Origin of the sequence: Nocardioides sp. (assembly GCA_037045645.1) — a bacterium.
Lineage (GTDB): Bacteria > Actinomycetota > Actinomycetes > Propionibacteriales > Nocardioidaceae > Nocardioides.
Genome location: JBAOIH010000001.1, coordinates 1,936,691 through 1,955,458 on the forward strand (window position 1 = coordinate 1,936,691; position 18,768 = coordinate 1,955,458).

General features: G+C 67.2%; 19 protein-coding genes. 8 read left to right on the forward strand and 11 right to left on the reverse strand.

All coding sequences use genetic code 11. The annotated features are described in order from the left end of the window. Positions 1-2: 2 nt before the first annotated feature. Entirely contained in the window at positions 3-320 is a 318-nt protein-coding gene (locus V9G04_09595; GenBank protein ID MEI2713523.1) for a hypothetical protein, read from the forward strand. Between the two features lie 27 nt (positions 321-347). Here the strand turns inward: V9G04_09595 and V9G04_09600 are convergent, their stop codons facing one another. The 6 genes from V9G04_09600 to V9G04_09625 all read right to left on the reverse strand — a co-directional run bounded on the left by V9G04_09600 (position 348) and on the right by V9G04_09625 (position 6,804). Continuing rightward, positions 348-1,607, reverse strand: a complete 1,260-nt coding sequence (locus tag V9G04_09600; protein MEI2713524.1) for a deoxyguanosinetriphosphate triphosphohydrolase — start codon at positions 1,605-1,607, stop codon at positions 348-350. 37 nt (positions 1,608-1,644) lie between these two features. Continuing rightward, a complete protein-coding gene (locus V9G04_09605) occupies positions 1,645-2,571 on the reverse strand; it encodes a hypothetical protein (protein MEI2713525.1) in 927 nt (308 codons plus the stop codon). A gap of 139 nt (positions 2,572-2,710) precedes the next feature. Continuing rightward, complete coding sequence (gene dusB / locus V9G04_09610) at positions 2,711-3,856, reverse strand: tRNA dihydrouridine synthase DusB (GenBank protein MEI2713526.1); 1,146 nt, start codon at positions 3,854-3,856, stop codon at positions 2,711-2,713. 48 nt (positions 3,857-3,904) lie between these two features. Then, entirely contained in the window at positions 3,905-4,981 is a 1,077-nt protein-coding gene (locus tag V9G04_09615; GenBank protein MEI2713527.1) for a hypothetical protein, read from the reverse strand. 33 nt (positions 4,982-5,014) lie between these two features. Further along, on the reverse strand, positions 5,015-6,415 hold the full coding sequence (locus V9G04_09620; GenBank protein MEI2713528.1) for a glycine--tRNA ligase: 1,401 nt from the start codon (positions 6,413-6,415) through the stop codon (positions 5,015-5,017). 62 nt (positions 6,416-6,477) lie between these two features. After that, positions 6,478-6,804, reverse strand: coding sequence for an antibiotic biosynthesis monooxygenase family protein (locus tag V9G04_09625; protein MEI2713529.1), 327 nt, complete (start codon positions 6,802-6,804; stop codon positions 6,478-6,480). A 54-nt stretch (positions 6,805-6,858) separates the two neighbouring features. Here V9G04_09625 and V9G04_09630 point away from each other — a divergent pair, with 54 nt between their 5' ends. Genes V9G04_09630 through V9G04_09645 form a run of 4 tightly spaced genes read left to right on the forward strand, consistent with a single transcriptional unit; the run spans position 6,859 to position 9,910 of the window. After that, positions 6,859-7,767, forward strand: a complete 909-nt coding sequence (locus tag V9G04_09630; GenBank protein ID MEI2713530.1) for a metal ABC transporter substrate-binding protein — start codon at positions 6,859-6,861, stop codon at positions 7,765-7,767. Further along, on the forward strand, positions 7,760-8,539 hold the full coding sequence (locus tag V9G04_09635; protein ID MEI2713531.1) for an ABC transporter ATP-binding protein: 780 nt from the start codon (positions 7,760-7,762) through the stop codon (positions 8,537-8,539). Before V9G04_09630 ends, V9G04_09635 begins: the two co-directional genes overlap by 8 nt. After that, positions 8,536-9,534 (forward strand): metal ABC transporter permease, encoded by a 999-nt coding sequence (locus tag V9G04_09640; protein ID MEI2713532.1) that lies wholly within the window; start codon positions 8,536-8,538, stop codon positions 9,532-9,534. Before V9G04_09635 ends, V9G04_09640 begins: the two co-directional genes overlap by 4 nt. Beyond that, a complete protein-coding gene (locus V9G04_09645; GenBank protein ID MEI2713533.1) occupies positions 9,521-9,910 on the forward strand; it encodes a transcriptional repressor in 390 nt (129 codons plus the stop codon). Before V9G04_09640 ends, V9G04_09645 begins: the two co-directional genes overlap by 14 nt. A gap of 56 nt (positions 9,911-9,966) precedes the next feature. Here V9G04_09645 and V9G04_09650 read toward each other — a convergent pair whose 3' ends face one another. From V9G04_09650 to recO, 3 genes are all read right to left on the reverse strand, one after another. Beyond that, positions 9,967-10,968: a hypothetical protein gene (locus V9G04_09650; protein MEI2713534.1), complete on the reverse strand. Its 1,002-nt coding sequence runs from the start codon at positions 10,966-10,968 to the stop codon at positions 9,967-9,969. A gap of 155 nt (positions 10,969-11,123) precedes the next feature. Next, positions 11,124-11,897 carry an isoprenyl transferase gene (locus V9G04_09655; GenBank protein MEI2713535.1) on the reverse strand — a complete coding sequence of 258 codons (774 nt, stop codon included), beginning with the start codon at positions 11,895-11,897 and terminating at the stop codon, positions 11,124-11,126. A gap of 18 nt (positions 11,898-11,915) precedes the next feature. Continuing rightward, positions 11,916-12,644, reverse strand: coding sequence for a DNA repair protein RecO (gene recO / locus V9G04_09660; GenBank protein MEI2713536.1), 729 nt, complete (start codon positions 12,642-12,644; stop codon positions 11,916-11,918). Between the two features lie 60 nt (positions 12,645-12,704). Between recO and V9G04_09665 the strand changes: the two genes are divergently transcribed. Beyond that, positions 12,705-13,958 (forward strand): serine/threonine-protein kinase, encoded by a 1,254-nt coding sequence (locus V9G04_09665; protein MEI2713537.1) that lies wholly within the window; start codon positions 12,705-12,707, stop codon positions 13,956-13,958. A gap of 2 nt (positions 13,959-13,960) precedes the next feature. On the opposite strand, the gene V9G04_09670 is transcribed toward V9G04_09665, so the two are convergent. Next, a complete protein-coding gene (locus tag V9G04_09670; protein MEI2713538.1) occupies positions 13,961-14,845 on the reverse strand; it encodes an alpha/beta hydrolase in 885 nt (294 codons plus the stop codon). Positions 14,846-14,894: 49 nt separating this feature from the next. On the opposite strand from V9G04_09670, the gene V9G04_09675 reads away from it, so the two are divergent. Continuing rightward, entirely contained in the window at positions 14,895-15,938 is a 1,044-nt protein-coding gene (locus V9G04_09675) for a GNAT family N-acetyltransferase (protein MEI2713539.1), read from the forward strand. Positions 15,939-15,994: 56 nt separating this feature from the next. Here the strand turns inward: V9G04_09675 and leuA are convergent, their stop codons facing one another. Continuing rightward, on the reverse strand, positions 15,995-17,722 hold the full coding sequence (gene leuA, locus V9G04_09680) for a 2-isopropylmalate synthase (protein ID MEI2713540.1): 1,728 nt from the start codon (positions 17,720-17,722) through the stop codon (positions 15,995-15,997). 203 nt (positions 17,723-17,925) lie between these two features. On the opposite strand from leuA, the gene V9G04_09685 reads away from it, so the two are divergent. Further along, positions 17,926-18,696: a septum formation family protein gene (locus V9G04_09685; GenBank protein ID MEI2713541.1), complete on the forward strand. Its 771-nt coding sequence runs from the start codon at positions 17,926-17,928 to the stop codon at positions 18,694-18,696. Positions 18,697-18,768: the final 72 nt, after the last annotated feature.

An 18,768-nucleotide genomic window follows, 5' to 3' on the forward strand; every position in this document is an offset into this window, starting at 1 on the left:
ACATGAAGAAGCTCATCCTGCTTGCCGCCGTCGCGGTGGGCTATGTCCTGGGCGCGAAGGCCGGACGCCAGCGTTATGAGACCCTCAAGGCCAACTTCGAGAAGGTCAAGAACAACCCGACCGTCCAAAGCGCCGCGGCCAGCGCCGTGGACACCGCGAAGGCGCAGGCTCCAGTCGTGGCGGACAAGGTGTCGAACCTCGCTTCGGCAGCGGTGGACAAGGTCAAGCCGGGCGGCTCCGACGACGACCTGACCGACCAGTTGCACCCGGAGAGCACCGCGCGCCAGGAGAACCCCTACCCCCAGGGCGACCTGCCCTGACCCGCCCACGCGGGTGTGGTGACCTGATCAGCCCACCAGCCGGTTGTGCCAGGTCACCGCACTCGTGTCGGTCAACGAGGCGACCTGATCGATGATCACGCGCCGCCGCTGCGCGTCCGACTCGCTGCGGGCCCAATCCTCGGCGAAGACCGGGTCCAAGGCCTCGGGTCGCTCCGCCAGTGCGGCGACCAACTCCGCCATCAGTTCGCGTTGGCGCACCATCGCGTACACCCGATCATCCGCGCTCATCACATAATGCGCGGCGATGCCCTTCAAGATCGCGATCTCCAGCAATGTCTGCTCAGGGGTGGCCAAGTCGGCGCCATAGCGTGCGAACGGGCCGTCGTACGCCTCGAACGTGGCCTCCTGGACCGCCCCGCAGAAGCGACCGATCAGATCGCTGGTGAGATTCTTCAGCGCGGCGAGCCCGCGGCGCGAGCCGTCGTACGACTGTTGGGGCCAACTGCCCACGGACCGCAGTTGCGCGAAGGCGTGGGCGAGGTCGTCGTCAGAAGCGTGCGGGAGATACCACCCGCGTACGGTCTCCCACACCGCCGCCTGATCGAGTCTGGTGAGGTCGAGTCGTCCCGCCACGATGCCGTCCTCGACATCGTGGACCGAGTAGGCGACATCGTCGGCCAGGTCCATCACCTGTGCCTCCAGGCACCGCTCGCGGCCCGCGCGGCCCAAGCGCAGCCAGTCGAAGACCGGGCGGTCGTCGTCGTAGACGCCGAATTTCACCACGACGCGGGGTGAGCCGTCGGCGTGCACGCCGGCCGGGGCGGTCGCGTCGGCGCGATCCCAGGGGTACTTCGTACACGCATCCAGCGTGGCGCGGGTGAGGTTGAGCCCGACCGAGTCTCCCTGGTCGTCGAAGGTCTTGGCCTCCAACCGAGACAGCAGTCGCAGGGTCTGGGCGTTGCCCTCGAAGCCACCGCAGTCACCGCTGAGTTCGGCCAGCACCCGCTCACCGTTGTGCCCGAACGGGGGGTGACCCAGGTCGTGGGCCAGCGCCGCCGTCTCGACGATGTCCGGGTGACACCCCAGCGCCCGCGCGAGGTCACGCGCGACCTGGGCAACCTCCAACGAGTGGGTGAGCCGGTTGCGTACGAAATCGTCGCTTTGCGGCCCGACCACCTGGGTCTTGGCCGCCAGGCGGCGCGACGATGCGGCATGGACCACCCGAGCGCGGTCACGCTCGAACGGCGTACGCACGGGTGCCTCGACCCGCTTGGGAGGCTCGGGGACGAGACGCTCACGCGCCGCGTCGTCGTACAGGTCCGCCACGGCGATGCAGGCTACCGCTCGACGCCGACGTTCTTGCTCAGTAGGTCGAGACGTGCACGTGGTCGAAGTGGTTGGCGGTTACGGAGCCGCGGTTGGACATGCCACGCCAGCCCTCACCGGAACGCTCCACCGACCAGATGTGCTGGGCGTAGATGACGTACGAGACGCCGAGCGCACCCGCGTTGGCACGCACGAAGTTGGCGATATCCCAGCCCAGTGCTCCGCTGACCATGATGTCGACCGCCCGACCCGACGAGTGGTCGGTAGCACCCGCACGCCACACGCCGTAGGTCGTGATCGAGGGGAAGTTGGCACACACGGCCTGGTGCACCTTGACGACATTGGCGCCGCCGGGGGCCGACGTGCCGTTGGTACAGGCCCCGCCGATGCCCATCTCTTCGGGCTCGGGGTCCGGCTTGTCGGCCGACAGGTAGCCGACGCTGATCCAGCGCGCCAGCTTGCCCACCACGATCTCGACCCGACCCTGGTCGCGGCGACCCGTCACCAGGACGTGCTTGCCCGCCTCCATGGTGCCGTCTTGGACTGCCAGGTCACCCGGCCCGGTCCAGAGATTGACCTCGGTCGTGGTCCACAGCCGCTCATCGGCGTTGGCGACGGCCTTGGCCGACGCCTTCTTGAGCTTCGCGAAGTGCTTGCGCTCGGCGATCGCCTTGCGCTGCTTGGCAGTCAGCTTCGGGGCACTGGCGCGGCCACCGGCGGACGAACGGCTGACGATCTCGCCGCGGTCGGGCAGGGCGATGTCGCTGGCGACTCCCGCCGCCTGCAGCGAACTGGGCGTGGACGCGGAGAGACCGGGGAGCTCGGCGCTGAAGACACCGAATGCCACGGCGGGCGTCGTGATCAGCGCCGCGATCGGCGCCGCCACGAACGCGGCCTTGGGCTTGAAGTTCAGGCGGGCGTACAGGCGGGCATTGGCTTCCCGCTTGTGGCGATGTTTGGCCACAGCGTTTGGTCCTTTGCTGTTGCTGGCAGGTCAGGTGCGAGACCAATTCGAGGTAACGAAATGATTACGCGACGGGATACTCAAACACACTGGTTGAAACCTGTCCGAATCCGGGGCGGCATTTGGCAGGTGTTCCCGATCACCCTCCGGTGGTCTCGCGAGCGTCTTCGCGTACGTGCAGATCGCGGCCGTCGGTGTCATCGAGCCAGTGCTCCGGCAGGATCACGCGCTTGCGCGGCGCACCCTGGCGACCCCGTGGAGTGCCGAGTTCGCCCGCCGGAAAGTTCTCGTTGGGGTCGAGTTCGGCCAAGAGCCCGTCCAAGGCGGTGAGGGTGTCGACCAGGCCGAGGGAGTGTCGCAACTGTCCCCCGGCGCGGAAGCCCTTGAGATACCAGGACACGTGCTTGCGGAACTCCTTGCAGCCGCGTTCCTCGCCCATGTGGTGGCTCAACAGCTCCGCGTGGCGGCGCATCATCTGCGTCACCTCGCCGAGCGTCGGCAGGGTCTGGACCTCAAGACCGAGGTGCTGCGCAGCCAGGTCGCGAAACAGCCACGGCCGCCCCAGGCAGCCCCGGCCAACCACGACCCCGTCCACGCCGGTCTGCCCCATCATCCGGGCAGCGTCGGCGGCCTCCCAGATATCTCCGTTGCCCAACACGGGGATATCGACACTTTGCTTCAGCGCCGCGATGGCGTCCCAGTCGGCAGTGCCGGAGTACGCCTGCTCGACCGTGCGGCCGTGGAGCGCGATCGCGGCCACACCCGTCTCCTGCGCGATCCGACCGGCGTCGAGGTAGGTCAGATGCTCGTCGTCGATCCCCTTGCGGGTCTTCATGGTGACCGGCACGTCGTACGCCTGTGCGGCCGTCACTGCCGCGGCGAGGATTTGCTCCAGCAGACCGCGCTTCCACGGCAGTGCTCCCCCACCGCCCTTGCGGGTCACCTTGGGCACCGGGCAGCCGAAGTTGAGGTCGACGTGGGCGACGCCGTAATCGGCGCAGAGGATCTCGACGGCTCTGCCGACATACACCGGGTCGGTGCCATAGAGCTGCACGCTGCGCGTGGTCTCGTACTCGTCGAAGAACAGCATCTTCTTCGTGGTCTCGTCGCCCTCGACCAGCCCACGACTGGTGATCATCTCGCACACGAACAGGCCCTTAGCCCCGACTGCTGCCATCTGCTCCAGACACAACCGGCGATAGGCGGCATTGGTGATGCCCGCCATGGGGGCAAGAACGACCGGCGTGTCGACGCTGAGGGATCCGAGTTGGAGGTTCGCGGGCATGGTGGGACTGATTCTCCCGCGTACGGCGGCCGCCTCACCAATCACGGCTCACCACCACATATAGGTCTCGCCGGGAACGGAGATCTCGCGGCCACGCGCCGATGCGCGTTCGCAGTCGCCGGCGACCGTGCAGCGGATCAGGATGCTGCCGCGCTTGTTCTGCATCTCGAAGACGTACGCCTCGTTGGTCTCCCAGCGAGCGGTCTGATCGTGCCCGACCCCGGCCTGCCAGGTCTCCTCGGTGATCGCCTTGTCGTACTTGACCGAATCCAACAACGCCCCGTCGCTCAGCCTTCGGATGTCGAGGATCGCCGGAGAGTGGAACACGGACTTGGGGACGCGCAGCCCCAAGGCGGTCAGGCCGTCCGGGCTGATGTCGAGCGGCTGGAACGGAGCCGTCCAGGGCGGGGTGCGCTGTCCGGCGCGGGCCCGCGTCAGGGACACGGGACCGTAGTTGCGCCCATGCGTCTTGATGAAGAGCAGGTCGCGGTCGACGTTGGCGTACGACGCGCCCTTGCCCAGCTTGGCGAGGTCACCCGAGGAGGGCGCCCACTCCTGCGCGACGTAGCGGCTGTAGTCGTTGCTGAGCACGACGAATCGGTCACGCTCGCCGTCGAGGATCGACACGATCCCGTCGTCGTAGGCGTTGCCGACCTGGTCCCCGGTGCTGACGTCGGCCAGCGCCGAGAGCGCGCCGCCCCGGTCGAGGCTGTCGATGATCAGGGTCCGCCCGTCGCGGGTGAGTCGGTAGCCGATCCCCATGTCTGCGTACGACTTGAACCGCCGACCCGGGACGCCGCGCGGCGCTTTGTTCTTGGCCACCAAGCTGACGCCGTTGACGAGACCCCTGCGCCAGGCGACGACCCAACGTCGGCGCGAACGTCCCAGGAGTTGTTGCTGCTTCGCCTGCAGCTTAGTGCGCAGGTGCGACCCGTCCGCGAGGTGGAGCGCTCCGCCCTGCAGGAAGTCCAGGCGAGCGTCCGGGCCTCGGGTCAGGGCACCGGGGTCCAGGGTGCGCGGCTTCACCACGCGTACGGCCTCGCGAGCATCCGTCCACGCCGATACCGGCCCGCCGAGAGCAGCGGCCAACGCCCACACGAGAACAAGCAGCCCGAGTTTGCTCATGTCGCCGAGTGTCGCACCGCCGGGCGGGGGCTTTCAGCAGCCGAGCAGTTTGTCCCCGAAGTAGCGGCTGATGCCGTCGAGGCTGACCCGCTCCTGGGTCATGGTGTCGCGCTCGCGTACGGTCACGGCGTTGTCGTCGAGGGTGTCGAAGTCGACCGTGACGCAGAACGGCGTACCGATCTCGTCCTGGCGCCGGTAGCGGCGCCCGATGGCACCGGAGTCGTCGAAGTCGACGTTCCAGTTCTGCCGCAGTTCCTTGGCCAGGTCGCGAGCCTTGGGGCTCAGGTCGGCGTTGCGGCTCAGCGGCAGTACGGCGACCTTGACCGGCGCCAGGCGTGGATCGAGTTTGAGGACGACCCGCTTGTCGACCCCACCCTTGGTGTTGGGAGCCTCGTCCTCGGTGTAGGCGTCGATCAGGAACGCCATCAGGCTGCGCGTGAGACCGGCTGCGGGCTCGATGACATAGGGGATGTAGCGCTCGTTGTTTGCCTGGTCGAAGTAGGACAGGTCCTGACCGGAGAACTCCTTGTGCTGGGTCAGGTCGAAGTCCGTCCGGTTGGCGACTCCTTCGAGTTCCTCGAAGTCACGACCGGAGAAGCCGAAGCGGTACTCGATGTCGGTCGTGCCCTTGGAATAGTGGCTGAGCTTCTCGGTCGGGTGGTCGTACAGGCGCAGGTTGTCGGGGTTGATGCCGAGGCCGACATACCAGTTGAAGCGGGTGTCGATCCAGTACTTGAACCACTCGTCGTCCTCGCCGGGTTTGACGAAGAACTCCATCTCCATCTGCTCGAACTCGCGCGTGCGGAAGATGAAGTTGCCCGGCGTGATCTCGTTGCGGAAGCTCTTGCCCATCTGGGCGATGCCGAAGGGCGGCTTCATCCGCTGGCTGGTGACCACGTTGGCGAAGTTGAGGAAGATGCCCTGCGCGGTCTCGGGGCGCAGGTAGTGCAGACCGGACTCGTCGTCGATCACGCCGAGCCAGGTCTTGAGCATCATGTTGAACGCCCGCGGCTCGGTCCAGGCGTTGCGGGTGCCGCAGTTGGGGCAGGCGATCAGCTCGTTGATGTCGACGTCGTCGGGATTGTCGAGCCCCTTCTTGTTCGCGTAGTCCTCTTGCAGGTGGTCCTCGCGGAATCGCTTGTGGCACGACTGGCACTCCACGAGCGGGTCGCTGAACGTGCCGAGGTGGCCCGATGCCTCCCACGTGCGCGTGGGCAAGATGATGGACGAGTCAAGACCGACGACGTCGTCGCGGCTGGTGACCATGGCGCGCCACCACTGGCGCTTGATGTTCTCCTTGAGTTCGACGCCGAGCGGGCCGTAGTCCCAGGCCGACCGGGTGCCTCCGTAGATGTCACCGCTCGGGTAGACGAAACCCCGGCGCTTGCACAAGGAGACGACGTGATCGAGGGTGGTGGGAGCGGCTTTGGCCACGGAGAATCACTACTTTCGGGCTGTGGTGCGAAGCGGTCGACTGGCTGTCGATCGGCGAACGGTCAGCCTAGTTGGCGCGTTCCAGCCTCGTTGAGGTCGGTCCCCGGTTGCACGATCTCGTACGCGCTCGGTTCGTCGACGGCGTGGATCATGAAGGGCTGGACGAGGAGTTTCGCGTCGTACGAGCCGATCGCGCGACGATAGGAGCCGACGTTCTCCCAGCGCGTGGACAGCACCCACAGGTTCGGGTCGTCGACGTTGCGGCCGACCTCTCCCCCGAGGTAGCCAGGCCTTTGCGCGAGCACTGCGTGCGCTTGGTCGAGACCGTGTCGGAACTCCTCAAGTGCCGCGGCATCCGTAGGGGCGCGCAGACGAGTGACGACGAGCATGAGGCGAGCGTAGTGGTTTGACAATCATTCTCAATTGATCTGAGAATGATTCTCATGTTGATGCGCCTCGGGCTCGCCGTGCTGCTGCTGGCATCCGCCCTGTCGGGTTGCGCCTCCTCCCAAGATGACCAGCGTCGCGAGATCGCCGCGGCGTTCTATCCCCTGGCGTACGTCGCGGAGCGGGTGGCCGGGGATGCGTACGACATCACCAACCTCACCTCCCCCGGCGGTGAGCCGCACGACCTCGAACTCTCGATCCGACAAACCGCCGACCTGGCGGGGGCGGATGTGGTGCTGATGCTGTCCGGCTTTCAGCCGGCCGTCGATGCGGCGGTCTCGGCGCACGCGCGCGGGCGAGTGATCGACGCGGCCTCGGCGGTGTCGCTGGAGCACGCGCACTCCGATCACGACCATGGCGACGACACGCACTCCGATCACGACCATGGCGACGAGGATCCGCACTTCTGGCTCGATCCGATGCGGATGGCCGATCTCGGCGACGAGGTCGCAGCTGCGCTGTCAGCTGTGGAGCCGTCGCGGGCCTCGTACTTCTCCTCTCGCGCGCTCACGTTGCGCGACGAACTCACGGCGTTGGACCGCGAGTTTCACACCGGGCTCGCGCGGTGCGAGATCTCCACCGTCGTGGTGACACACGAGGCTTTCGGGTATCTGGAGAAGTACGGCCTGCACTTCGAGGCGATCTTGGACCTGAGCCCGGACGCCGAGCCCACCGCGGCAGTGCTGGCCGACCTGCGCTCGCTCATCGAGCGAGAGGGCATCACCACGGTGTTCTCCGAGAGGCTCGCATCAGCCCAGACCGCGGCCGCGCTGGCTCGTGAGGCGGGCGTCGACACCGCCGTACTGGATCCGATCGAAGGCCTCGCGCCGGGCCAGTCGGCCGACTACCTGGATCTGATGCGAGCAGACCTCACCGCCCTGAAGGAGGCGAATCGTTGTGCGTGAACCCGTGATCGAGATCAGCGGAGGCGGTGTCGCACTCGGCGGACGTCCGATCCTTCGACACCTCGACTTGAGCATCGGCTCGGGTGAGTTCGTCGCCGTGCTGGGCGCGAACGGCTCCGGCAAGTCCACGCTGATCCGCGCTCTCCTCGGCTTGCATCCCCTCACGGCCGGCTCGGTGCGCCTCTTCGGCCAGACCTTGACGTCGTTCGGCGACTGGTCGCGCGTGGGATTCGTGCCGCAACGCTCGGGAGCATCCTCTGGGGTCCCGTCGTCGGTCGGCGAGGTGGTCGCCTCCGGGCGGTTGTCACGGCGTACGCCATTCCTGCCCCCGAGTCGCGCCGACCGCGCCGCCGTACGGGCTGCCCTCGAGGTCGTCGGACTGGCATCCAGGGAGCACGAGGCGATCGCCAACCTCTCGGGCGGTCAGCAGCAGCGCGCCCTGATCGCCCGCGCGCTGGCAGGCGAGCCAGACGTATTGCTGCTCGACGAGCCCACCGCCGGTGTCGATCTGCCCAATCAGGAGGCGTTGGCGCGCTGCCTTCGTACGCTGTCTGAACGCGGCGTCACCGTCGTGCTCGTCGCGCACGAACTCGGCCCGCTCGAACCGCTGATCGACCGCGTGGTGCTGATGTCGGACGGTCGGATCGCTTACGACGGACCCGACCTCGCGCGTGCATCGGCCTTCACCGGCGGGCACGGGCATCACCATGACTCCGGCCACGCTCACAGCCATGCGCCACACCTGGGCTCACCACTGGAGGGCGACTCATGATCGATCTGCTGCGTCTGGACTTCATGCACTACGCGCTGCTGGCCGCCCTGCTCACGGGACTCTCAGCGCCCGTGGTCGGGACTTATCTGGTGCAACGTCGACTCGCGCTGATGGGCGACGGCATCGGGCATGTGGCCGTGACCGGTGTGGCCGTCGGACTGCTGACCGGCACCTCCCCCACCTGGACCGCCGTCATCGTGGCGATCCTCGGTGCCGTGCTGATCGAGGAGATCCGTTCGCGCGGGCACACCAACGGTGACGTCGCGTTGGCGTTGCTCTTCTATGGCGGTATCGCTCTCGGAGTGCTGATCACCGGGATCGCGGGACAGAACGCGGCGTCGCTGCAGTCGTACCTCTTCGGCGCGATCCTCTCGATCTCGCCTGGCGACCTGCTGGTGACGGGAGTGATGGCACTGGTCGTGCTGATCCTCGGGATCGGCCTGTTGCCGCAACTCTTCGCGGTGTGCCAAGACGCCGAGTTCGCCCGCGCACTCGGACTGCCGGTGCGGCTCTACAACATCCTGATCGCCGTGCTGGCCGCAGTCACCGTGACGGTGGCGATGCGTACGGTCGGCCTGCTGCTGGTGTCCGCACTGATGGTCGTCCCGGTCGCGACCGCGCAGCAGTTGGCTCCGACCTTCCGGCGTACGTTGTTCGGCGCCATGATCGCCGGTGTGCTGGCCAGCGTCGGCGGGGTGCTGATCGCCGCGGGGCTGTCGTACCGCGTCAACATCGCGACCGGGCCTGCGATCGTGCTGTTGTCCCTGGTCGGGTTCATGCTCACCTGGCCGGTCGGGGCCTGGTTGCGGCACCGGCGCGCGCTGGTGTCGCCGTTCGCTTCTGGAGTGCCCGAGGCGCATGAGCCGACCTCGACGCACCCCCACGAGCACGGGCCGGACTGCGGCCATCTCGCGGTCCCCCACGATGATCACGTCGACTACGTCCACGACGGCCACCGGCACGCGCCGCACGGAGAGCACTATGACGAACACTGACTCCTCCGCCATCCCCCGCGAGACCCCGCAGCGACGCGCCGTCCTGGATGCGTTGGGGCGTACGGGCGACTTCAGGTCGGCACAGGAGGTGCACGAACTCGTCGCCGGCGTAGGACTCGCCACGGTCTATCGGACGTTGGCGCTGTATGCCGAGCACGGACTGATCGACGTGTTGCGACGTGAGGACGGCGAGGCGATCTATCGGGCGTGCTCGACCAGGCACCACCATCACCTCGTGTGTCGAGCGTGTGGTGCGACGGTGGAGGTGGAGGGTCCGGCCGTCGAGCGCTGGACCTCGGCGATCGCGGCGGATCACGGGTTCGTGGACGTGGCGCATACGTTGGAGATCTTCGGCACCTGCCCCGCCTGCCGGTGAGTCAGCAGGTCTTCCCGCCGAGTCAGCAGGTCTTTCACGGCGAGTCAGCAGGTCTTTCACGGCGAGTCAGCAGATCGCGCGGTGGCCAACGCCATCTCTCGCTTCTGCAGCAGCAGGAAGTGCCGCTTCTGTGGGAGCGTGGCAAGAGCCTGTTCGTACGCCCTGCGGAGTCGGAAGTCAGCCGTCTGAGCGGCCCCGAACACATCCTCGCGACGGAATACTTCGATCGCGTAGCCGCGCTCGTCTCGAATCCATCGAAGTCGAGTCTCATCGTGCTCAGCCTCATCCTCACCATGCCACTCCTCACCGAAGTACTCAGCACCGAAGAGCACTTCAGGTAGACCCTGATCGATGCGGGCCACCTCGACACCGTCGACGCACAGGCTGATCTGTGACTCCGGCTTGGGGATCTCGGCACGCCGCCAACGCAACCTGAGCGCCGACTCGCCGAACGACTCCGACCCTGGATCAGCCCAGGTCACAAGGCCACGAAGCTGGACGACTCCGCGTTCGCCCTTGAATCGCGGCAGACCCGCGATCAATTCGTGGGGAGCGATGTTGGCGACCTTCATCATGAGATCAATCCCCCACATGGCTTGATCCGCCCGTTGCAAACGGCCGAGGTCCCAAGCGGTACGCAGTGGCGTGGTCGTAGGAACTCCGCCGACCTCCATCAGATCCTCCGGCAGAACCGATCGTTCGCCGCTATGACAGATCTTGTTGCGCAGACAGCCAGCATCGCTGGGCCGGAAGAACGTCAGTTCCGGCTCCTTGAGGTCAGCGTTGGGCGGCAATGCCTCCGCGCCCGCGTGGAGCCACGCAGCCGTGTGGTCGGTAGCGAAGGCATCAGGAGGCAGGACCGACTTCAAGCAAGCCACGCGCAACTCGACGGTGTCGCGAAGTCCCGCGAGATAGAAGACCGATCGCACCGGATGTCGAAGGAAACCGGAACTCACGAGTTCGTACAGCAGCCTTCGATCGACGCCCTCACGCGCGGCCTCAGTGGCGGTGAAGGGGCGGTCGTGGGGCAACGCATCGAGCACAGTGATGGAGTCCATCCTGGCGCGCTACCCGGACTTCTGGGCCCCACACCTCGCGGACCTTCGGCTGTGGATGGCCGCGTCGATCGAGGGCACGTACGGGCCGCGCAGCGGGATTTGTGCTGACTCGCCGGGGATTTCTGCTGACTCGCCGGGGATTTCTGCTGACTCGGCTAGGGGTTGGGGAGGGCGCCGCCGTAGCGGCGGTCGCGGCGGGCGTACGTCTCGATCGCCGCCCACAGATGGCGACGGTCGACGTCAGGCCAGAGGACGTCGGTGAACACCATCTCGGAGTACGCCGCCTGCCACAGCATGTAGTTGGACAGCCGCTGCTCGCCCGACGTACGCCAGATCAGGTCCGCGTCGGGGAGTTCGGGGACGTAGAGGTGTTTGGCGAAGACCCTCTCGTCCACCTTGTCGGCACGCAGCCGACCCGCGGCAACCTCACGGGCGATCGAGCGAGCGGCGTCGGCGATCTCGGCCCGACCGCCGTAGTTGACGCACATGGTCAGCGTGCACACCTTGTTGTGCTTGGTCATCTCCTCGGCGATCTGCAGCTCCTCGATCACCGAACGCCACAATCGCGGCGCGCGGCCTGCCCACCGCACGCGTACGCCCAACTCGTGCATCTCGTCGCGACGACGTCGGATCACGTCGCGATTGAAGCCCATCAGGAAGCGCACCTCGTCGGGTGAGCGCGACCAGTTCTCGGTGGAGAAGGCGTACGCCGAGATCGCCTTGACGCCGATCTCGATGGCCCCCTCGACCACGTCGAACAACGACGACTCCCCCGCCTCGTGACCCTTCGTCCGCGGCAGGCCGCGGTCCTTGGCCCAACGTCCGTTGCCGTCCATCACGATCGCGACGTGATGCGGCACCAGCACGGGAGGGATTGCCGGTGGACGCGCGCCGGAGGGGTGCGGCGTGGGAGGGCGTACGGAACTCACGGCCTCACCCTAGAACCCTCAGCGCTCGACGAGTGGCAGCGACTTCAGGCCGCGTTCGAGATGCCAGTTGAGGTACGCCGCCACCAGCCCGCTGGCCTCCTTGAGATAGCGCGGATCGGTCGCGCGTACGGTCGCCCAGTCGCCGGCCAGCAGCGCACCCAACACGCGCAAAGTCTCGGGAGCCGGGGTCGCCGAACCCGGCAGCCGACAATCCGCACACAAAGACCCACCGGCCGCCAGGTTGAACCACCGGTGCGGACCTTCGTCGCCACACCGGACGCAGTGGTCGAACGACGCGGCGTACCCCGCCACCGCCAAGGAACGCAGCAGGTAGGAGTCGAGCACCTGCGATGCGGTGTAGTCCGGCGACGTCAACGCCCGCAGCCCTCCGACGAGGAGCAGGAACTGCTGCACCATCGGCTGCTTCTCTTCCGACGCCAACCGGTCGGCGGTCTCCAACATCGCACTCCCGGCCGTATAGCGGTCGTAGTCCGCCCCCAGATGCGACGAGAACGGATCCAGGGTCTCGGCCTGCGTGATCGAGTCCAACGAACGCCCCTCGGCGAAGAGCACGTCCACATGCGTGAAGGGTTCGAGCCGCGATCCGAAGCGCGACGTCGTCTTGCGTACGCCACGAGCCACCGCGCGCACACGGCCGTGCTGGCGGGTCAAGATGGTGACGATGCGGTCGGACTCGCCCAACTTGTGGGTGCGAAGCACGATCCCCTCGTCGCGATACAGCGGCACCGGGCCATTGTCGCCGACGGGTGGGTGTGCGGGCCGCGCCGTCAGGGGAGGATCGGGCGCGTGTCGCTTCCAGATCAGTTGGGCCGTCTGCGCCAGGTACGCCGGCTAGGGGTCGGCGGGTTCGCCACCGTGTGGCTCTATCGCGACGACGAGCTCGACTCCGACGTCGCGGTGAAGGCCCTGGCCGACAACTGGAAGGAGGTGCCGGACGTACGCGACCGGTTCCTGGCCGAGTCACGGCTGCTGCGCCAAGCCCAGTCCGACCACCTGATCCAGGTCCACGACATCGGGGTGACCGACACGGGTACGCCGTACTTCGTGATGGCCTACGCCGACTGCGGCTCGGTCGGTGACCTGATCCGCGCGAGTCGGCTTGGACCCGACGAGGTCGTACGTGTGGTGCGCGAGGCCGCGCTCGGCCTGGCGGCGCTGCATGCGCACGGCATCGTGCACCGCGACATCAAGCCGGAGAATCTGCTGCTCGTGTCGCGTCCTGGCGGCGGACGCAAGGTCGTGGTCGCGGATCTGGGAGTGGCCAAGGCCCTGACTGTCGAGTCGGGGATGACCATGCACGTGGGCACTCCCGCGTACGCCGCGCCCGAACAAGCCGACACCTCGATCACGCTCGACCCGCGCGCCGACGTCTACGCCCTGGGCGCGGTGACGTACGCCCTGATCTGCGGTCACGCGCCGCGGCGAATCGACGGTCGTGTCGAACCGCTGGGCGGTCAAGTCAGCGGTCTGCCACCCAGCGTCGAGGCGGTGGTGATGGCGGCGTTGGCGCCGAATCGCGACTACCGCTGGTCCGACACGATGTCGTACGCCCATGCGCTCGCCGATGCCGTGGGTGGCGGTGAGCCGCACGTGCCTGCCGCACAGCCGCCCACGCCTGCACCGACCCTGGCGCGGAAGCGATCGCTGGGCGTGGTGATCGCGTCGGCCGTCGCGTTTCTCGCCGTGTTGGCCGCCGGATTCGTCTGGTGGCAGTCACGCACCAGTGGCATCAACGGTTATGAACATGCGGCTCGAAACTTCGTGAAGGATCTCCAGGCTCGCGATTGCGCCTCGGCGGCGGTGTATCTCGATGACGTCGGCGACTCGGAGAGTTGGAACTGCGTTGGCCCCCCTGACGACGGCTTCGACTGGGCCGCGACCGCGGACACGATCGACTTGGCGGCTGACACCCGAGTCGAGGATCTCGGCGACGGAGTCTTCCGCGTGGTCTTCGTCAAGCAGGGGTACGTGCTCGTACGCCAGCGGGAGAACTCCACGATGGCGGTGGAAGGCCTGATCGGCGGGATCTCGGGCGACTGAGGTCAGGCCTTCGTACGCTGGCGGCGCCTCGTCGCGAAGCACTCCTGGGCGAACTCGAGGGTCGCCGCAGTCAGGCGAGCGGGCCGGATCCGCCACTCGACGATGCTGCTGGCGCGGGTGAAGCGGGCATCCGGCAGTTCGCCCGCCAGCATCTCGGCGTCAACGAAGGGGTGCACCGGGTCCGTGGGGTGCCCGATGACCAGGGCGGGGCACGCGATCCGACGGCGCTGGGCACGAGACGGCGCGATCCGGCCGAAGATCACGCCACGCAGGACCGCGGCCACACTTTCGGCCTCCTGGTTGAGGGTGTCGAGTCCGATACCTGCCCAGAAGGGCACCAGCCCGCGCGGGATGGGCCGAGTCAGGCGGCGCACGGTGTTGACGGTGAAGGGGGCGAACCGCGCGGCGAACATCAGGGGTACGAACGCCACGATGCCCGCCTCCAACGCATGGTTGAGGACCGGCATCTCGATCAACAGACCCTTGACCCGCTCAGGTGCGAGCACCGCTGTCTCCAACGCCACGTTCGCGCCGAGCGAGAGGCCACCGACGATCGCCTGGTCGGCCCCGAGGTGATCGAGCAGCGCCACGACCTGCTCGGCGTACGCACTCATCGAGTAGAGCAAGGCATCGGCCGGTTTGTCTGAGCGACCATGTCCGAGCAGGTCGAGAGTGACGACGTGAAAGCCTTCAGCCGCGAGCGAACGTGCAAGGGGCTGCTGCATCCGTCGTGGCATCAGCAGGCCGTGAAGCAGCACGATCCAGCGATCGCCCGCGCCGTACTCGGTGTATTCGAGCCGATCCCGCCCGGTCTCGTTGTCCCAGAAGAACTCACCGATCCGCTCGCTCACCAGCGGGGTCCGGGCGTGGGTCGCGGAAGTCGCCATGACTCGAATCTAGTCGCCGCACGCGAGTTCGCTGTGGAATCGTGGCGGCGTGGAGCGGGTCGAGATGTGGCGAGCGATCGAGGCGTACGCCATCTCGCTGGGGCGTCCCCCTAATCCGGCCAGCGAGGAAGCAGAGTGGCTCGGTGAGCTTCATCCGGAGTTGCGCGAGGTGCCCAGCGTACGTTTCCCCGTCCTGGCGAATGTGGGAGCCGCCAGCCGGCTCGACGGCGCCGAGCTCCTCACCGCAGACGATCCGCGCCTCGGTGTCGTGATCGGCGCGATGGGGGCGGGCTTCGCTTCGTCGGACCGGGTCCAGGCACAGGAAGTGCTCGATCGTCGCGACCGCATCCGCGCCGGCACGCTGGTCGTCGCGGGCGCGTTCATCGACGGAAGGGCAGTGGGCGGGGCGCTTGCCACGCCTGTCGGTGGCGTCGCCGAGATCTCCGGAATCGCGGTCATTCCGAGCGCGCGAGGCAGAGGCCTCGGGGCGGTCTTGATGTCTGCACTCCTCGACAGCGCCGACCTGGTCTTCACCGTCGCGACCTCTCCGGGGGCGGTCGCAGCCGCGCGCGCCGCCGGTTTGGCCGACCTCGCCACTGCCTGTTTCCCAGCGCCGGGCACCCTGCGCCGGCTAGGCCCGGAGGACTGGCGGGCATACCGGGAGATCCGGCTGCGCGCGCTGACCGACTCCCCCGACTCGTTCTCGGCAACCCATGCGGGGGCACTCGCCATGCCGGAGACCCAATGGCGCGAACGACTGGTCGGGCCCAGCCCCGTCTGGGCGGTCTTCGAGGCCGGTCACCCGGTCTCGATGGGCGGCGGATTCCCCGCACCGGACGGCGCGACGGCTCAAGTGGTCGGCATGTGGACCGCGCCGGAAGCACGCGGGCGTGGTTATGCCCGGCTGCTGTTGCGCGAGATCATCGCGTGGACCACAGCAGCCGGGCGGACGGCGTACCTCCAGGTCACCGAAGGCAACGCCGCGGCGCGAGCGCTCTATGTCGAGTGTGGGTTCGTGCCGACTGGTGAGCGCTCCCCGTTGCGCGAGGGATCAGACCTGCGCGTTGAGGAGTTTGTGCTGACTCGGGCTTGAGTTTGTGCTGACTCGGGCTTGAGTTTGTGCTGACTCGGGCGTGAGTTTCTGCTGACTCAGCGGGCGCGGTTGACCGCGCTGGTGACGGCCTTCAGCGACGCCGTGACGATGTTCGGGTCGAGCCCGACGCCCCAGAGCACCTGGTCGCCGACGAGGCACTCGACGTACGCCGCGGCGATCGCGTCGCCACCGGACGACAGCGCATGCTCGGCATAGTCGAGGACGCGGACGTCGAAGCCCTGCGGCAGGTCGTTGATCGCGTCGACGAACGCCGCGATCGGACCGTTGCCCTGGCCGGTCAGCGTGTGGCTCTCACCGTCGACATAGATGTTGACCTCAAGTTGGTCCTTCGCTCCCGCCGCCGAGGAGGTGTGCACCGAATTGAGTTGCAGCGGGGTCTGGCGGTGCAGGTACTCGGCCGAGAAGACCTGCCAGATCTCGTCGGCGCTGATCTCGCCGCCCTCGGTGTCGGTGCGCTCCTGGATGACGCGGGAGAACTCGATCTGCGCGCGGCGCGGCAGGTCGAGCTTGTGTTCGGTCTTGAGCAGGTACGCCACCCCGCCCTTGCCGGACTGGCTGTTCACCCGGATCACGGCTTCGTACGACCGTCCGACGTCCTTGGGGTCGATCGGCAGATAGGGGACTTCCCAGATGTGGTCGTCGACATCGACACCTTCGGCGGCCGCGTCGCGTTCGAGTGCTTCGAACCCCTTCTTGATGGCGTCCTGGTGGGAGCCGGAGAAGGCGGTGTAGACCAGGTCGCCGCCGTAGGGGTGGCGTTCGGCGACCGGCAGTTGGTTGCAGTACTCCACCGTGCGACGGATCTCGTCGATGTCGGAGAAGTCGATCTGGGGGTCGATGCCCTGGGTGAACAGGTTCAGACCCAGCGTCACCAGGCAGACGTTGCCGGTGCGCTCGCCGTTGCCGAACAGGCAGCCTTCGATCCGGTCGGCGCCGGCCAGATAGCCCAACTCGGCGGCGGCGACGGCCGTGCCGCGGTCGTTGTGCGGGTGCAGCGAGAGGATCACGTGCTCGCGGTAGCGCAGGTTGCGCCCCATCCACTCGATCGAGTCGGCGTACACGTTGGGCGTGGCCATCTCGACGGTCGCGGGCAGGTTGATGATGACCGGCTTCTCGGCGGTGGGCTTGAAGACCTCCAGCACGGCGTTGCACACGCGTACGGCGTACTCGAGCTCGGTGCCGGTGTAGGACTCCGGGCTGTACTCGTAGAAGATCTCGGTGTCGGGGACGAGTTCTTCGTACTTCTTGCAGACCTCTGCACCGCGTACGGCGATGTCCAGGATGCCGTCCTCGTCGAGGTTGAACACCACGCGCCGCTGCAGCACCGACGTCGAGTTGTAGAGATGCACGATCGCCTGCTTGGCCCCGCGCAGCGACTCGAAGGTGCGCTCGATCAGTTCCTCACGCGCCTGGGTCAGGACCTGGATGACGACGTCATCGGGGATCAGGTCCTCCTCGATCAGCATGCGTACGAAGTCGAAGTCCGTCTGGCTCGCGCTCGGGAAGCCGACCTCGATCTCCTTGTAGCCCATCTTGACCAGGAGTTCGAACATCTTCTTCTTGCGAGCCGGACTCATCGGGTCGATCAGGGCCTGGTTGCCGTCGCGCAGGTCGACCGCACACCAGCGCGGCGCCTGGGCCATCCGCTTGGTGGGCCAGGTGCGATCGGTCAAGTCGATCGGCAGGAACGGCTCGTACCGGGTGAACGGCATGCCGCTGGGCTGTTGCGGGTTGCGCTCGGGAGCGGGAGTGCTGGTGATCATCAGAGTGGGGCTTCCGTGAGAGAGGGCATCGACTGCCCGGGCACAGCACACACTCCGCAGCGAGGGGGCCCGGCTGTCAGGCCTCGCTGCGGCAGCGAAGGAGGAGGCTGCGCAACATGATGGGAGGAGCGTAGCAGCGGCTAAGGTCTGCTGAGTTCGGTGTCCCTTTCTCGGGTCTGGTCATGATGTGTTGAGGTTGGTGCATGCGTACTCGTGACGCCGGGTGGCTGGTGCTCGCAGCGATCGTGCTGAGTGGCTGCGGCGACGACGCTCCGCCCTCGATCACCGCACCCCCCGACGGCGCGTGCCGCCAACTCACCGCTGACGACACGTCGCTGCCTGCCAACGATTCCGAGGTCGTCGACTGCGAGACCGCACATACGGCGGAGACCTACCTGGTGGGCACGTTCCCCGAGCGGTTGGCCGACGCGTCGTACGCGTCCGACGACCTCACCACGTACGCCGTGTCGAAATGCCAGCCGAAGTTCCTCAAGCACATGGGCGCGGACGAGAGTCTGGGGATGCGCACCATGTTGAGCTGGGTATGGTTCCGGCCCACGCGAGAGCAGTGGACGGCCGGGGCGCGATGGTTCCGCTGCGACGTCATCGGGGGTGGAGCGGAGAGCGAGCAGTACGCCTCCCTGCCGACCCGCACCGAGGATCTGCTGTTGGGCAAGCCGTCCGACGAGTGGATGGTGTGCGCCAGCGGTTCCTCGGTCGAGAGCGGGCGCAAACTGCCGTGCAGCCAGGCGCACCAGTGGCGAGCCGTCACCACCATCCAGTTGGGCAAGGAGGAGGACGCCTATCCCGGCGATGAGGTGGTCGAGAAGCGCACCTCGAAGTTCTGCTCCGACTCGGTAAGTGCGTGGCTGGACTATCCGGTGGACTTCGACTACTCCTACACCTGGTTCGGCGAGAAGGAGTGGGCGGCCGGCAACCGCCGCTCGGTCTGTTGGGCGGCGACCGAGAGGTGACCTTCGTACGCGTGGTGGCGGCGCTTGTGGGCCTGCTCCTGACCCTCTCGGCCTGCTCGGGTGATCCGAAGC

Excerpts from the sequence above, each read along its gene's own strand:
- V9G04_09595 (MEI2713523.1), top strand. The coding sequence starts at position 3 with ATGAAGAAGCTCATCCTGCTTGCCGCCGTCGCGGTGGGCTATGTCCTG.
- dusB (MEI2713526.1), bottom strand. The coding sequence starts at position 3,856 with ATGCCCGCGAACCTCCAACTCGGATCCCTCAGCGTCGACACGCCGGTC.
- V9G04_09615 (MEI2713527.1), bottom strand. The coding sequence starts at position 4,981 with ATGAGCAAACTCGGGCTGCTTGTTCTCGTGTGGGCGTTGGCCGCTGCT.
- V9G04_09625 (MEI2713529.1), bottom strand. The coding sequence starts at position 6,804 with ATGCTCGTCGTCACTCGTCTGCGCGCCCCTACGGATGCCGCGGCACTT.
- V9G04_09630 (MEI2713530.1), top strand. The coding sequence starts at position 6,859 with ATGTTGATGCGCCTCGGGCTCGCCGTGCTGCTGCTGGCATCCGCCCTG.
- V9G04_09640 (MEI2713532.1), top strand. The coding sequence starts at position 8,536 with ATGATCGATCTGCTGCGTCTGGACTTCATGCACTACGCGCTGCTGGCC.
- V9G04_09645 (MEI2713533.1), top strand. The coding sequence starts at position 9,521 with ATGACGAACACTGACTCCTCCGCCATCCCCCGCGAGACCCCGCAGCGA.
- V9G04_09650 (MEI2713534.1), bottom strand. The coding sequence starts at position 10,968 with ATGGACTCCATCACTGTGCTCGATGCGTTGCCCCACGACCGCCCCTTC.
- V9G04_09670 (MEI2713538.1), bottom strand. The coding sequence starts at position 14,845 with ATGGCGACTTCCGCGACCCACGCCCGGACCCCGCTGGTGAGCGAGCGG.
- leuA (MEI2713540.1), bottom strand. The coding sequence starts at position 17,722 with ATGATCACCAGCACTCCCGCTCCCGAGCGCAACCCGCAACAGCCCAGC.
- V9G04_09685 (MEI2713541.1), top strand. The coding sequence starts at position 17,926 with ATGCGTACTCGTGACGCCGGGTGGCTGGTGCTCGCAGCGATCGTGCTG.